Annotated in this window: 13 protein-coding genes and 4 pseudogenes; 8 read left to right on the forward strand and 9 right to left on the reverse strand. The window is 38.1% G+C overall.

Annotated elements, in window-relative coordinates:
• Positions 1 to 281 (forward strand): transposase family protein (locus tag CBG25_RS07775; RefSeq protein WP_290603775.1); only part of this gene is annotated, 281 nt, incomplete at its 5' end.
• Positions 223 to 624: a transposase gene (locus CBG25_RS07780; RefSeq protein ID WP_290605840.1), complete on the forward strand. Its 402-nt coding sequence runs from the start codon at positions 223 to 225 to the stop codon at positions 622 to 624. The genes CBG25_RS07775 and CBG25_RS07780, both read left to right, overlap by 59 nt.
• 110 nt (positions 625 to 734) lie before the next feature.
• On the opposite strand, the gene CBG25_RS07785 is transcribed toward CBG25_RS07780, so the two are convergent.
• Together CBG25_RS07785 and CBG25_RS07790 are read right to left on the reverse strand one after the other, a co-directional pair.
• Positions 735 to 3,101, reverse strand: a complete 2,367-nt coding sequence (locus CBG25_RS07785; RefSeq protein ID WP_290605842.1) for a zinc/cadmium/mercury/lead-transporting ATPase — start codon at positions 3,099 to 3,101, stop codon at positions 735 to 737.
• A 144-nt stretch (positions 3,102 to 3,245) separates the two neighbouring features.
• A complete protein-coding gene (locus CBG25_RS07790; RefSeq protein ID WP_290605844.1) occupies positions 3,246 to 3,875 on the reverse strand; it encodes a lysoplasmalogenase family protein in 630 nt (209 codons plus the stop codon).
• Between the two features lie 105 nt (positions 3,876 to 3,980).
• On the opposite strand from CBG25_RS07790, the gene CBG25_RS07795 reads away from it, so the two are divergent.
• Entirely contained in the window at positions 3,981 to 4,346 is a 366-nt protein-coding gene (locus CBG25_RS07795) for a DUF2500 domain-containing protein (protein ID WP_290605846.1), read from the forward strand.
• Positions 4,347 to 4,382: 36 nt separating this feature from the next.
• On the opposite strand, the pseudogene CBG25_RS07800 reads toward CBG25_RS07795, so the two are convergent.
• Positions 4,383 to 4,668: pseudogene (locus tag CBG25_RS07800) on the reverse strand (DUF1145 family protein).
• Between the two features lie 16 nt (positions 4,669 to 4,684).
• Positions 4,685 to 5,263 carry a 16S rRNA (guanine(966)-N(2))-methyltransferase gene (rsmD, locus tag CBG25_RS07805; protein ID WP_290605848.1) on the reverse strand — a complete coding sequence of 193 codons (579 nt, stop codon included), beginning with the start codon at positions 5,261 to 5,263 and terminating at the stop codon, positions 4,685 to 4,687.
• A 213-nt stretch (positions 5,264 to 5,476) separates the two neighbouring features.
• On the opposite strand from rsmD, the gene ftsY reads away from it, so the two are divergent.
• The 4 genes from ftsY to rpoH all read left to right on the forward strand — a co-directional run bounded on the left by ftsY (position 5,477) and on the right by rpoH (position 9,428).
• Positions 5,477 to 6,721, forward strand: a complete 1,245-nt coding sequence (gene ftsY, locus CBG25_RS07810; RefSeq protein ID WP_290605850.1) for a signal recognition particle-docking protein FtsY — start codon at positions 5,477 to 5,479, stop codon at positions 6,719 to 6,721.
• Positions 6,722 to 6,726: 5 nt separating this feature from the next.
• A complete protein-coding gene (ftsE, locus tag CBG25_RS07815; protein WP_290605852.1) occupies positions 6,727 to 7,392 on the forward strand; it encodes a cell division ATP-binding protein FtsE in 666 nt (221 codons plus the stop codon).
• The gene (gene ftsX / locus CBG25_RS07820; protein WP_290605854.1) at positions 7,385 to 8,344 is read left to right on the forward strand and encodes a permease-like cell division protein FtsX; all 960 of its coding nucleotides are present in this window, start codon (positions 7,385 to 7,387) and stop codon (positions 8,342 to 8,344) included. The genes ftsE and ftsX overlap by 8 nt, the downstream gene beginning before the upstream one ends.
• A gap of 226 nt (positions 8,345 to 8,570) precedes the next feature.
• The gene (gene rpoH, locus CBG25_RS07825; protein ID WP_290605856.1) at positions 8,571 to 9,428 is read left to right on the forward strand and encodes an RNA polymerase sigma factor RpoH; all 858 of its coding nucleotides are present in this window, start codon (positions 8,571 to 8,573) and stop codon (positions 9,426 to 9,428) included.
• Positions 9,429 to 9,728: 300 nt separating this feature from the next.
• Here the strand turns inward: rpoH and CBG25_RS07830 are convergent.
• Positions 9,729 to 10,355: pseudogene (locus CBG25_RS07830) on the reverse strand (hypothetical protein).
• 698 nt (positions 10,356 to 11,053) lie between these two features.
• Between CBG25_RS07830 and CBG25_RS07835 the strand changes: the two are divergent.
• Positions 11,054 to 11,221, forward strand: coding sequence for a hypothetical protein (locus tag CBG25_RS07835; protein WP_290605857.1), 168 nt, complete (start codon positions 11,054 to 11,056; stop codon positions 11,219 to 11,221).
• A gap of 130 nt (positions 11,222 to 11,351) precedes the next feature.
• Here CBG25_RS07835 and fis read toward each other — a convergent pair whose 3' ends face one another.
• From fis to CBG25_RS07855, 4 genes and pseudogenes are all read right to left on the reverse strand, one after another.
• Positions 11,352 to 11,648, reverse strand: coding sequence for a DNA-binding transcriptional regulator Fis (fis, locus tag CBG25_RS07840; RefSeq protein ID WP_032115641.1), 297 nt, complete (start codon positions 11,646 to 11,648; stop codon positions 11,352 to 11,354).
• Positions 11,615 to 12,641 (reverse strand): annotated as a pseudogene (gene dusB, locus CBG25_RS07845) (tRNA dihydrouridine synthase DusB). Before dusB ends, fis begins: the two are co-directional and overlap by 34 nt.
• A 416-nt stretch (positions 12,642 to 13,057) precedes the next feature.
• A pseudogene (locus tag CBG25_RS07850) lies at positions 13,058 to 13,468 on the reverse strand (50S ribosomal protein L11 methyltransferase); the annotation flags it as partial.
• The gene (locus tag CBG25_RS07855) at positions 13,467 to 13,769 is read right to left on the reverse strand and encodes a transposase (protein WP_290605860.1); all 303 of its coding nucleotides are present in this window, start codon (positions 13,767 to 13,769) and stop codon (positions 13,467 to 13,469) included. The pseudogene CBG25_RS07850 and the gene CBG25_RS07855, both read right to left, overlap by 2 nt.
• Positions 13,770 to 13,792: the final 23 nt, after the last annotated feature.

A 13,792-nucleotide genomic window follows, 5' to 3' on the forward strand; every position in this document is an offset into this window, starting at 1 on the left:
AGGTAACCATCTGGGCAGATACCGGTTTTCAAGGTATAGATAAACAGCATCCTAATACACAAATCCCAAAAAAAGGAACTCGAAAAAGACCTTTATCGCCTGAACAAAAACAAGAAAATAAAATAATCTCGGGCATCCGTATTACAGTTGAACACGCCATCGCGGGTATCAAGCGCCTCGGTTGCATGACCCAAATTTTACGGAATCGTAGACCCTTTATTGATGATACCTTCTTACTCCTTAGCGCAGGTCTTTGGAATTTCCATCTCAGAACAGCGTAAAATTTACTTCAATCACCGAAACACCCTTATTTCACTATTAAGCAACACGCTTATAGTAACAAACAAAGAGAATCCCACCCGTGAATACGTCAAATCTATCATGGATGCCCGTTGGTCTGTTGAAGTTTATCATCGAGAAGTTAAACAAAATTGTGGTATTGAACGCTGTCAGGCTCGCACGAGCCGAGCGCAAAGAAATCATATTTTTCTCGCTATTTCTGCGTGGTTTGAACAACATAAACGTCGTATATCTGAAAAAATAACCCTTTATCAACAAAATTGGGACGTAATCAAAAATGCTATTGCTGAGCACATCCGTGTTTTATTAGCGTACCCAAATTAGTTTTGTGCGAAACTCGTGACGGTGTTAAACAAAAAGTATATTGAAAAAAGAGAGATTATTGAATTATGTCTCTCTTTTTTCAAATATATAAATAATATTTAACAAAGTGTTTATTCTGGGTGGCGATCCTTCAATAAACGGAGCGCATTTGCGGTCACTAATGCAGTGGCACCGGAATCTGCTAAAATAGCCATCCATAAGCCGGTTATGCCTAATAAACTGGTCACCAGGAAGATAGCTTTTAGTCCTAAAGCGATAGTAATGTTTTGACGAATATTGGCTCTGGTTGCTCGTGATAAGATAATGATCTCGGCTAATCCAGTTAGCCGGTTATGGGTCAATGCCGCATCAGCGGTTTCAAGAGCGACATCCGTTCCATTACCCATGGCGATGCCAACATTTGCGGCCTTCATTGCGGGAGCATCATTAATACCATCGCCAACCATCAGTGTATGGTTGGTTTTACTGAGTGCTATAATAGCATTTACTTTGTCTTCAGGTAATAGCTCTGCCTGATAATCTAAACCAACTTTTTGCGCAATTGATTCAGCTGCCAGTGGGTTATCACCCGTTAACATGACGGTTTTAATACCCAGTTTTTGCAGTTTATTAACCGCATCAATGGCATCTGAGCGTAATGTATCTTGCATAGCAATAATGCCAAGTAGCTTGTTATCGACTAGTACCACAACAACAGTTTTACCTTGATTTTCAAGTGTTTTTACAGTTTGCTGCCATTGTATGGTTAATATATCGTCAGAGATTTTATTCGGTGCTGATACCAGAATATATTTATCTGCCAAATAACCTTCCACCCCAATACCAGCCAATGCTTTATGATTCTGGGCGGGTTCAACATTTATTTCTAGCGCTTGAGCCTTAGCCAAAATCGCTTTTGCTAAAGGATGGTGTGATCCGCTTTCGACTGAAGCGGTAAATTGCAATAGTTTTTCCTCGGTCACTGTTTCAGCGGTTATGATGTCAGTAACTTGTGGTTTCCCTTCGGTAAGTGTACCTGTTTTATCCAGGGCAACTTGGGTGACAGAACTTAATTGCTCTAAGGCTGCGCCACCTTTAATCAGGGCTCCTCGACGGGTTGCTGCTGCCAGAGCAGAAGTAATTGCCGCTGGAGTAGAGATCACTAAAGCGCAAGGACAGCCTATTAACAGCAAGGTTAGACCACGATAGATCCATATGTCCCATGATTGAGCAAAAAATAGTGGTGGAATAATAATAACTAATGTTGCGACTAACATAATAAGGGGCGTGTAAATTTGGCTAAAACGATCAATAAATCGTTCAATTGGGGCGCGGCGCTCTTCAGCTTCTTCAATCAATATCATTATGCGATCGATCGCATTTTGACCTTGTTCAGATATTACTTTCATTTGTATAGCGCGATCGATAGAAAGTGCGCCGGCTGATACTTTTTCCCCCGTTTTTCGTTCAACAGGCTTTGATTCACCGGTTAATGCACTTTCATCAAAACTGGCAAATTCATTCACTAATTCAGCATCAGTGGGTAAACGGCTACCAGGAAGGATTTCAATGATATCACCTGGTTGCAGTGTCGAGACAGGAACAGTGGTTTTTACACCATTTTTAATGAGTACTGCTTGTTCAGGAATAAGAGCCATTAAACTACTGATGCCTCGGCGTGCGCGTCCAGCGGCATATGACTCTAATCTTTCTCCTATCATAAACAACAGCAGTACCATCGCGGCTTCTTCGCTGGCATTAATGAATAATGCGCCTATTGCCGCAACACTCATTAATGTTTCTATTGCAAAAAAGGTACCTGAGCGTATCAGTTGTATTGCTCTAACTGTAATCGGGTAGAGTCCATATAATGTTGTTAAAATAAAAGCAATGTGTCCTACTTTTACATCAATGAAGGAAATTCCCCAACTGATTAACATAAAAAATATTAAAATAATGATAGGTTTAGATTCACTAAATGGATTATTTTGCTTCTTTTTTGTGGCTGATTCGGCGGCATTGAGGTTATATAATTTGAAGCCCGCTTGTTGTACAGCTTTGATTACATCATCACGAACATCATCATCAGCATCGACAATTAATTTTTCGGTTGTAAACAGTACCTTTACTTGTTTGACATGCTTGACCTTGCTAACGGCTATTTCAATTTTACGCGCGCAGCTTGCGCAGTCCATACCGCTTACAATCCAATGAAAGCGGTGCTTTCCTCTTGAAATAACGGCATTACTTTCCTCAGGCATAAGTGAATGTTCACTTACACAATTATATTGATTGGTATCACTGCATGCCTGCTGATCAATAAGTTTAGTGTTACTCTTCGCAGGATGATGTTCATCATCAGCGCTATTTTTTGCTGATAGCGATACGGTTTTTTTGCTATGTTTGTGACCACTAACTTTCTTTTTATCGCTGCTGTGGCTATTGGTTGTGCAACATTTTGCAGTATGCTTATGTTGTTGATGGGTATGCGCACACATAGTATCCCCTTTTTAATTCACTCACTTAAAATTTCGTTTCTGTGATTTACTTTACACTTTAGAGTTAACTCTAAAGTCAAACATAAAAGAGGGGATTTTTTGACAAAAAATGCTATTTAGCTGAAAAATGGTTATCAATCCAACTTATAAGTAAAGCGAACGTACAATGAAAAATTGACCAATAAAATAGCAAGCGGTAATTGTTGCTTTAGAAGCTTTAAATGGGTAACGAAAGTTGGCGATAAGCCAAATACTGTTGGCAATAAAAAGTAAAAATGCACCTATCATAATGGAAAAATTATGTTCTCTTGCTAGACCGAAATATTGTTCACCCGCTATCCAAGCCATAATGAATGACATTGTTAGTAGAAAAATGGCTGGTGCGCGTAGTGAACCAAGAGGTGCCCAGATTATAATTAATACCATGACACTAAGGATTAGTAGGATAGTCAGTAATGGCAAGTAGAAAGTGAAATTCATCTGCATAGCAAAACTGATGGTATAAAGTAGGTAGCTTAGAGACAACAAGAAAATAGTCGGCAATAAACGTTCCTTGGAAAGCATTTGCCAGCTGTCAGCAATTAGCATCACCAACAGACCCGCCATGATCAGATAGCCGGCAGCATCAGTAAAATCGGCACTCCAGGCCCAAAATACTAACAATAATAGCGTAACTGGGCGAAACAGCCAGCATTGCCATTGTGGACCGCGATAGGCAGCATCAATATAAAGCCAACCAGAAAATAACACAGCAAGAAATGGCCAACTGATCATGGTTTCCCCACTAACTAAAAAGGTTAATTAGAAATTATTGATCCTATTAGAGGATAGACAATAATAGTTACTAAATATATGAATAATGAAAGCTTGGAAAATATTGTGAATAAATCGGTTATATTCGTTATTACTATTATTATCATTATTATGTTAGCGACGAAACGTTTTTTTGATCAACGTCGACAAGATGTCATTAATGATAATTCTCCGATTATCAGTTATCAAGTTGAGGTCATTGATAAGAAAGATTATCCCTATCCTAATATGCGTTCTCGTCAACGAGAGGTTGTTACTCCGGAAACGTTTCGTTATGAAATTTATTTTCAGCGGCTATCGGCTAGTGAGGTAATAAAGATTTTCCTAAAAAAGGAGAACGAATATAATGCGATTAAAAAAGGGGATAGAGGTACGCTTTATATGCAGGGAACAAGGTTTGTTCGCTTTCAAAGCAAAGCCAATGCAAAATAGCTAAATTTATCAGCCAATAATGCATTGCCTTTGTAATTATTTGCGATTTTTTTTATAGTTAGTCAGTTTTTGTCTTTTCTGCCAGGCTAAAAGTTCAAAAACGCCGAATAGAAAGATTTTTATTTGCAGCCAACGAGGATGCTTTTCTGTTTTTGCAAAAGCGGCGTGCAAAAAAAATGGCTTGCATGGCATGCATGAAAATCATAAATATCATTGCTACATCTATAAAATATTTTAATGGTTTTGGAAATGGATGGATTAAATTAAACATCATGAATCCCCAAACAAAAACCATTAATAATTTTCCAGCATTTATTAACATGATATTTTCCAACTAATTATTGATTACGAATATAAAGACAGTAAGCGACTTGCCCAGTAACTTTTTTACGATGAAGCTGCCAATTTTTAGGTAACAAGGCTAAATTAGCTTCTGCTTCTGCCTCAACATAGATCCAACAATTTTCGCTTAACCAACCATTTTGTTCTAGTAGCAACGCTGTTTGTTGCAATAGATCTTTACGAAAAGGCGGATCAAGAAAAATGACATCATAGGCTGTGCCGTTTTGTGCCAGATAGTTCAATGTATCGCGATTAATCACTTGTACATTTTTTGCCTCTAATTTGGCTAGATTGGCCACAAGTTGTGTTGCGACGGAGCGTTCTAATTCAATTAGGGTAGCTGAAGCGGCATAGCGAGAAAGCGCTTCAATAGCTAAAGCGCCACTACCAGCAAAACAATCAAGGCAGCGAGCCTCCTGAATAACAGGCATTAACCAATTAAATAAAGTTTCTCTGATCCTATCTGTTGTGGGGCGTAAGCCCTCACTATCAAAAACAGGTAGTTTACGTCCTCGCCATTTACCGCCAATAATACGAATTTGGCCACGTGATGCAGATTGTATTTTTCTTGCCATAATTTACATAGTTTAGTCATTACAGTTTGTTAATATAGATGATAATAATACCAATGTTTATCGACAGCATGTACAACATGAAAATTATCGCTAATTTAACATGAAATGGGTGTCAGATATGTGTTGCAATCAAATCAAGTGATACACTGCCATCCTATTTTTATTATTTACATTGGTAACACCATATTTTTACCGCTAGGAGTGTAATGGCAGATGGCTAAAAAGAGAAAAAAAAGTTTTTTTTCCTGGTTAGGGTTAGGATCTGAAAATGAAGTGCAAAAAAGAGAGACAGAGCAACTATCCGAACCGAAAGTAGAAGACAGTTCTGAAGGGGTGACGGATGTAATAGCAACATCACAGCAGTCTGCAAAAGTAGAAAAGGTGCGACCTCAAGTAGCGGAAGAAAAAAACGATCAATGCCAAACAGCAGACATAAAAGCCGCAAAAATTGTTACACCTAGTCAGCAGATAACCACTTTGCAAAACATAGATGAACAGAAAAAAGTACCGCCGATACAACAGCCAAAAAAACCGGCAAAAGAGAATTTCTTTGCACGGTTAAGACAAGGTTTATTAAAAACGCGGCAGAATATGGGAGTCGGTTTTGTTAGTTTTTTTCGTGGTAAAAAAATTGATGATGAGCTATTTGATGAGTTAGAAGAACAACTTTTAGTTTCTGATGTGGGGCTAGAAACAACACGAAAGATTATAGATAGCCTAACTACCCATGCTAATCGTAAAGAGTTGAATGATGCTGCGATGCTTTATAGCAAATTGCGCGAAGAGATGGCCAATATCTTATTTGATGTTGATAAGCCATTGGTTATAGAAAATAAGCTACCTTATGTAATATTGATGGTTGGGGTTAATGGGGTTGGTAAAACCACAACAATTGGTAAGTTAGCCCGCCAATATCAGGCAGAAGGTAAATCAGTAATGCTAGCGGCTGGCGATACATTTAGGGCAGCGGCGGTTGAACAATTACAAGTTTGGGGAGAGCGTAACAATATCCCGGTTGTTGCTCAGCATACTGGCGCAGATCCTGCTTCAGTGATATTTGATGCCATTCAGTCGGCGAAAGCGAAGGGAGTCGACATATTGATTGCTGATACTGCTGGACGATTGCAAAACAAAGCACATTTGATGGAAGAGTTGAAAAAAATTGTCAGAGTTATGCAAAAACTTGATCAACAAGCGCCTCATGAAGTGATGCTAACATTAGATGCAAGTACTGGTCAAAATGCAATTAATCAGGCTAAAATTTTTCATGAGGCAGTCGGGTTAACTGGCATTATTTTAACTAAACTTGATGGTACAGCTAAAGGTGGCGTGATTTTTGCTATTGCCGATCAGTTTAAGATCCCGATTCGCTATATAGGGATTGGTGAAGGCATTGATGATCTCCGGCCATTTGTAGCTAATGATTTCATCGAGGCGCTTTTTGTCCGAGAGGATTAATATCAATGATTCGCTTTGAACATGTTAGTAAAGCTTATCGTGGTGGCAAGCAAGCACTTCAGGGCGTTGATTTTCATCTTCATCCTGGAGAAATGGCATTTCTTACTGGCCATTCGGGGGCGGGGAAAAGTACCTTATTAAAGTTAATATGTGGTATTGAACGCCCCAGTACTGGCCATATTTGGTTTGGTGGTCATCACATTAATCGCTTAAAAAAACGGGAAGTCCCTTTTTTACGTCGGCAGATAGGTATGATCTTTCAAGATCATCATTTGTTGTTTGATAGAAATGTATATGACAATGTCTCTATGCCGCTGATTATTGCCGGTGCCAGCTCTGAGGATATTCGTCGTCGGGTTTCTGCTGCTTTAGATAAGGTGGGTTTACTTAATAGAGCGAAAAGTTATCCAATTCAATTATCAGGTGGGGAACAGCAGCGGGTAGGTATAGCTCGCGCAATTGTTAATAAGCCTAGTGTATTGCTAGCAGATGAGCCAACGGGTAATTTGGATGATGAATTATCTGAAGGTATTATGCGATTGTTTGAAGAATTCAATCGAGTTGGGGTAACAGTTTTGGTAGCCACTCATGATCTTGAGCTTATTGAGCGTCGTCATTATTCTATTTTGACATTAAGCGAGGGAAGAATGGTAGGAGGTCAGAATGGCTAAAAAACCTATCCATAAAATAGCCAAAGCCAAGGCATTGAAAGGAGGATGGCGAGAGCAATGGCGCTACGCTTGGTTAAATACATTAGCTGATATGTTACGCCAGCCTTTAGCCACGCTTTTAACGGTGGCTGTTATTGCGATCTCGATAACACTGCCCAGTCTTTGTTATATTGTTTGGAAAAATGTTTCACAAGCCGCGCAACAATGGTATCCCGCACCCCAATTAACCATTTATTTGGATAAATCATTAGATGAAAAAGGCGCTGAACAGACAGTCGCTGGACTTAAGCAATTAGATGGTGTTAAGAGTGTTAATTACCTGTCGCGCGAAGAAGCCATGATTGAGTTTCGCAATTGGTCAGGATTCGGCACAGCGTTAGATCTATTGGAAGAAAATCCTTTACCAGCAGTAGCCATTATCACGCCTAAAATTGATTTTCAAAATTCACAATCATTGATAAACCTGCGTAATAAAGTAGGTCAATTAGCTGGAATTGAAGATGTTCGCATCGATGATAGTTGGTTTACCCGTTTAGCAGCATTAACTGGGCTGATTGGACAAATTGCCATGGTGATTGGTATTTTAATGGTTATGGCGGTATTTTTAGTGATAGGCAATAGTATAAGACTAAATATTTTTGCCCGTAGGGATACGATTAATGTCATGAAGTTGATTGGGGCGACAGATGGTTTTATTATGCGTCCTTTTTTAAATAGTGGTATTATACTGGGATTCTTTGGTGCTTTACTCTCATTAATACTTTCTGCATTATTGGTATGGCAACTGACCGGTATCGTTACACAGGTAGCGGGTGTATTTGGTACTACATTTCATATTCAAGGTTTTTTATGGGATGAGGTGCTATTAGTTATACTGATTGCCGCAATGATTGGCTGGTTAGCGGCTTGGCTGGCTACAGCTCAACACTTAAGACGTTTCACGCCAGAATGATCATTATCAGCAGGAAAAGTGACACGGGTGATCAATATTGAACTTTTATGCTGACATTTTGTCGAAGTTAAAAGTTCAATGTAATTAAATCAAGGCAATTTTCTTCGATACCAAGCAGTGGTAAACTACTCGATATCAGATTAATCGCTGAGCAATGGAATCTGGTCAAATATAAATTTTTTATTTAGAACTAACTCTTAGTTTGTTGAATTCAAAGAGGATATCAATGACCAAAGATATGCAATCATTAGCATTAATTCCACAAGGTAGCATTGAAGCTTATGTGGGATCAGCTAATGCTTATCCGATGCTAACCGCAGAGGAAGAACAAGAATATGCAAAACGGCTGCATTATCATGGTGATTTAAATGCGGCTAAACAGCTTATACTTTCTCATTTACGTTTTGTTATTCATATCGCGCGTAATTATTCAGGTTATGGATTGCCACAAGCGGATCTGATCCAAGAAGGTAATATCGGTCTAATGAAAGCTGTGCGTCGTTTTAATCCTGAAGTTGGCGTACGTTTAGTTTCATTTGCTGTCCATTGGATAAAAGCTGAAATTCATGAATATGTATTGCGTAATTGGCGGATAGTTAAAGTTGCCACCACTAAAGCTCAACGTAAGCTTTTTTTCAATTTGCGTAAGAATAAGAAACGTATCGGCTGGTTTAATCAAAATGAAGTCGATATGGTTGCCAAGGAATTAGGCGTAACCAGCAAGGATGTTCGTGAGATGGAATCGCGAATGGCTGCACAAGACATGGCATTCGATATGAATGACGATGATGATAATGGTGAAAATACGACTATTGCCCCGGTTTTATATCTACAGGATAAATCTTCTGATTTTGCCGATAGCATTGAGGAAGATAATTGGGAAAACCATGCTACTGATAAATTAACGCAGGCATTATCCACCTTAGATGAGCGTAGTCAGGATATTATTCGAGCGCGTTGGCTTGATGAAGAAAACAAAACCACTTTACAGGATTTAGCCGATAAATATAGTGTATCGGCTGAACGTGTTCGTCAATTAGAAAAAAATGCCATGAAAAAACTTCGGTTAGTAATGGAAGCTTAGAATAAGCCACATTCGCGTGATGTAAAAAACCTAGCTAAAACTTTTGTTATGTAGCCAAATTAAAGTTTGACAATTAACTATATCAAAAGTTGTTGAAAGATAGAAAGGTAATAGTAAATTTATTTTGATTGTTAGCTGCTAAAATAAAAAGGCATTTACCTGTGAGGTAAGCGCCTTTTTACATATATCTAGTAACTTGTCTAACTTCCCTGCAATATTACCTAATATTTTATCTGTCAGTGACGTTCTGAGTGTGTTTATATTTAATATACACCTACCCCATTCTGATAAACTCGATCGTTAATTTTTATTCTGCATCAATTGTAATATACGACCAAAGCTAATCGAACGGGTACCAATTTTTTGCATTCCATCTTCTGGAAGATAACTAAATTTTACGTAGAGTGAATCACCACTGGATTTTTCTTTATTTTTAAACGAATTGGTAACGCGATAAAGTTCTTTAAGATCCGCAGGAATACCAGCTGCGTCGGTAATAACTGTTCCTGTAGGTACAAATTTAAGCACCTGCTCAAGTGTTTTAACTAAAAAATCCTGTATCGGAAAAAGTCCATTAAAACGTGTATGTGGTACGTACTTTGTGATGCCCATTTATATTTCAGGGGTTTCCTGTAGATGGTTTTCGATACCGCGGGTTTGATTTTTTTCCAAATATTCGAAAATCTCTACTGGTGATTCGATGAGTACCAGTGGCTTAACGCCTGCACCTTTTTCTGAAAAAAGAAACTCGTTATTGCTATTTTTAACCGCCTTTTGCAAAGTTCCTCGATCCTGAATAACGGAGAAAAATTTACCTTCTTTAACAACCGGTGTTGGTTCACGCCACATATTTATATCATTGGCTTGTGCACCACCGGCAATCACTGTAGCAGCCAGCATCATTACAGCAGTCATTTTATCTTTCATAAAAAACATCCTTGTTGTTTATCTCAGCCTCTGTATAACAATACTATCACCAATACAAATAGAATATAAGTAGAGATATTGACTGCAAAAAAAATTAAATGTCAGGATAAAATATTGCATCAGAATGGTGAATTCGTTACGGAGGCTGTGCTGTCATGATTTACTGACAAGTGGAAAAGAAATCATAAATTTTAAAAAACACTAAAAATCGCAATCATTTAGGATTTTTTTCATTATCATCGAGAATCAATAATTTTATTTTTTTAATTCAATTTGAGTTCTTGTTTGATTAAATATTAGCTTGATAGCACGGTAGTTTCTTGAAAATGGTGCTGATAAAATGTTAATCTTTCTTGCTGATGCAGAGATGAAAAAGTTATTTAAAAATCGATGTTGACGAAAAACCACATTAATAGTCATGTAGTGAAAATAGCTTTCGATAAATTTTTTCGCATAACGGAAACGATTATGGATCGTTGAATCAACATTACCCATCGCCGCATTATATATTTATGTAGTTAACCATTTTCTCCCATATGAAACAAAATTACGCTTTAATATCATTGCACCTAGATGAATATTCAAGCTGGGATTATTTAATAAATTATTTTCAGTTAATGCTGGATATTCTTTTTAAATGGTTTTTAGGGGTTGATATTAATCTAACTAATACCTAAATCGAAGGGGCAATCTGGATAATGAATGGTTATCGTGAAGATGGAATGCACATGGCTCTGATATTAGCAATATTTATGCTAAATTCGGTAGAACTTCAAACTAAGTTGTTAGATTTGATTGTCAGTAGCAATCGATTCGAAGAGCTGATTTCAACGTTGAGTAATTGGATTCTGCCGATTTTCATTTAGAACTGCCATTAGCTACCGTCTTATCTTCTATTTATATATTTGTTCAGTGAGTAGGGTATAAGTAATAACAAAAAAGCACTTATATAAAATATAAAAGTGCTTTTTTAATTAGTATGTTAACCACTTATGGCTAGTTCATACCATATTTTTTCAATTTCTTACGTAGAGTTCCACGGTTGATGCTTAACATTAACGCAGCACGGGTCTGATTTCCACGGGTATATTGCATTACCATATCTAATAATGGTTTTTCCACCTCAGCCAATACTAATTCATATAAGTCATTAACATCCTGGTTATTAAGTTGGGCAAAATAGTTTTTCAGTGCTTGTTTAACTGAATCACGTAGTGGCTTTTGAGTTATTTGATCTTGTGAATTTACAGTAGCAACGGTTAGTACGTCAGAATTTCCGCGTTGTTCGAACATAGTTCTGTCAGCTCTTTTCTTTGATTTACGCAAAATTTTTCGAAATATGCCTCCAACACTTCCAGCTGTTCGCTGGCATCCTCTATGGTGTTGAATGTGCGCCGAAACTGGTCATCAGGTGCATGTTCTTTTAAGTACCAAGAGACATGCTTGCGTGCGATGCGGATTCCTTTGCTTAGACCGTAAAAGTCATGCAGCTCCTTAACATGCGCTTGCATTAAGCACTGCACCTCAGCAATAGGCATAGGTGGCAGTAACTCACCTGTTTCCAGGTAATGCTGGATTTCCCGAAAGATCCAGGGTCTTCCCTGAGCAGCTCTACCAATCATTAAGGCATCAGCCCCAGTATAGTCAAGCACTGCTCTGGCTTTAAGCGGGTCAGTAATATCGCCATTAGCGATAATTGGAATAGTAACATTTTGCTTAGCTGCTCGAATGCTGTCATATTCAGCTACACCATTAAATAAGCAAGAACGAGTTCTGCCATGAATAGTTACAGCTTGAATACCACAATTTTCGGCCAGTTGAGCTATTTTTATACAGTTCCGTTCTTCAGGTGACCAGCCAGTGCGAACCTTTAATGTAACAGGAACATCAACCGCATTCACAACAGCTAATAGAATTTTCTCAATCAGCTCTGGATAGCGGAATAATGCTGAACCTGCTAACTTACGGTTCACTTTCTTGGCAGGGCAACCCATATTGATATCGATGATCTGAGCACCATTTGCAACATTAATTCGTGCAGCTGCTGCCATTTCATCGGGATCACTACCTGCAATTTGCACAGAACGAATGCCTAATTCATCACTATGGATCATTCTCAATCTGGATTTGTCTGTTTTCCAAACCTGAGGATTGGAAGAAAGCATTTCCGACACTGTCATATCAGCACCCATTGAGTAATACAGTGACCGAAAAGGCCTATCGGTGATACCCGCTATTGGTGCTGCAATGAGACAGTTTTTTTATCTGATATTGACCAATATACATAGGCGATAAAAGAACACCATCCTGTTACTGCAAGGGCGCGTATATTACGCATTTTTTACGAGATATGAAAGGACAAACTTTGAGCAAATTGATATTTCTTTGAAAAATTTTATCTTGATTTTTTTTGATTACAAATAATATTCATAAAAATCAATATAATGAAAATTTCTGATTTGTTTTCAAATTTTGTTATTCTTTATCGTAAATTCCTTGTTAGATTATCTCTGTTGATTGTATAAAAATCAACCTTGATCACTATTTTTATGATGGTTATTGAAAAGATATTATTTTGCATAAACAATAAAAGTAATTAGTTTGATAATTGTTATAATTTTGTGATATTTTATAGCAGCAGATTTTTAGCAAAATTTTTATTGTCGGGTTAGCGCATTAGCATGCGCTAACCTCGCTTATGGCTAATCCGCTTTTTTTATTCCGGTTATTCGGCACCATCCTTCTTTTTCTATTATCGGCTCAATATTAAATTGTTGTTGGTAAGCGGTTATAACTGCTTCAGCCTGACTGGCTAATATTCCAGACAGTCCAAGTAAGCCATTTGGATTAGTTAATCCACCGATTGCACAAGCTAATTCGCGTAAGGGGCCAGCTAAGATATTAGCAATAACAATATCCGCTTTTAGATCTTCAGGCTGATCTTTCGCCAAATACAGAACTAATTTATCGGCGACTCTATTTTGTTCGGCGTTGTTATGGCTAGCTTGGATGGCTTGAGGATCGATATCAATACCAATCGCTTTTTTGGCGCCTAGTTTAAGCGCGGCAATGGCCAATATGCCTGAGCCACAACCAAAATCGATAACTGTTTTATCTTTCAAATGTCGGGTAGCAAGAGCGTATTTCTGCGCTCCCGCCCCCTAAGAGGCTGTCGCAAAAGGGGTGGAATTTTTTTTTCAACAATATCCCACCGTGCAGATTTTCTCTTTTTCTGATTTTAGTTTGTACAAATAATAGACTGAAAATCATCCATAATATCAGAGCAACCGCTCTTGATAAGTTATAGGCCATTGCATGCAGGGTAAATTCGAGCTTTACCGCTAATAATCCCTTACGCCGGAAACGTTCCAAACCCTGAATTCCCCGCAATGCTGAAAACACAGGTTCAACCATGCTCTTTCGCTGATTCAAGATTT

This window comes from Arsenophonus sp. ENCA, assembly GCF_002287155.1.
Lineage (GTDB): Bacteria > Pseudomonadota > Gammaproteobacteria > Enterobacterales > Enterobacteriaceae > Arsenophonus > Arsenophonus nilaparvatae.

Excerpts from the sequence above, each read along its gene's own strand:
- ftsY (WP_290605850.1), top strand. The coding sequence starts at position 5,477 with ATGGCTAAAAAGAGAAAAAAAAGTTTTTTTTCCTGGTTAGGGTTAGGA.
- CBG25_RS07855 (WP_290605860.1), bottom strand. The coding sequence starts at position 13,769 with ATGGTTGAACCTGTGTTTTCAGCATTGCGGGGAATTCAGGGTTTGGAA.
- CBG25_RS07835 (WP_290605857.1), top strand. The coding sequence starts at position 11,054 with ATGAATGGTTATCGTGAAGATGGAATGCACATGGCTCTGATATTAGCA.
- CBG25_RS07785 (WP_290605842.1), bottom strand. The coding sequence starts at position 3,101 with ATGTGTGCGCATACCCATCAACAACATAAGCATACTGCAAAATGTTGC.
- CBG25_RS07790 (WP_290605844.1), bottom strand. The coding sequence starts at position 3,875 with ATGATCAGTTGGCCATTTCTTGCTGTGTTATTTTCTGGTTGGCTTTAT.
- ftsE (WP_290605852.1), top strand. The coding sequence starts at position 6,727 with ATGATTCGCTTTGAACATGTTAGTAAAGCTTATCGTGGTGGCAAGCAA.
- rpoH (WP_290605856.1), top strand. The coding sequence starts at position 8,571 with ATGACCAAAGATATGCAATCATTAGCATTAATTCCACAAGGTAGCATT.
- rsmD (WP_290605848.1), bottom strand. The coding sequence starts at position 5,263 with ATGGCAAGAAAAATACAATCTGCATCACGTGGCCAAATTCGTATTATT.
- CBG25_RS07780 (WP_290605840.1), top strand. The coding sequence starts at position 223 with ATGATACCTTCTTACTCCTTAGCGCAGGTCTTTGGAATTTCCATCTCA.
- fis (WP_032115641.1), bottom strand. The coding sequence starts at position 11,648 with ATGTTCGAACAACGCGGAAATTCTGACGTACTAACCGTTGCTACTGTA.
- ftsX (WP_290605854.1), top strand. The coding sequence starts at position 7,385 with ATGGCTAAAAAACCTATCCATAAAATAGCCAAAGCCAAGGCATTGAAA.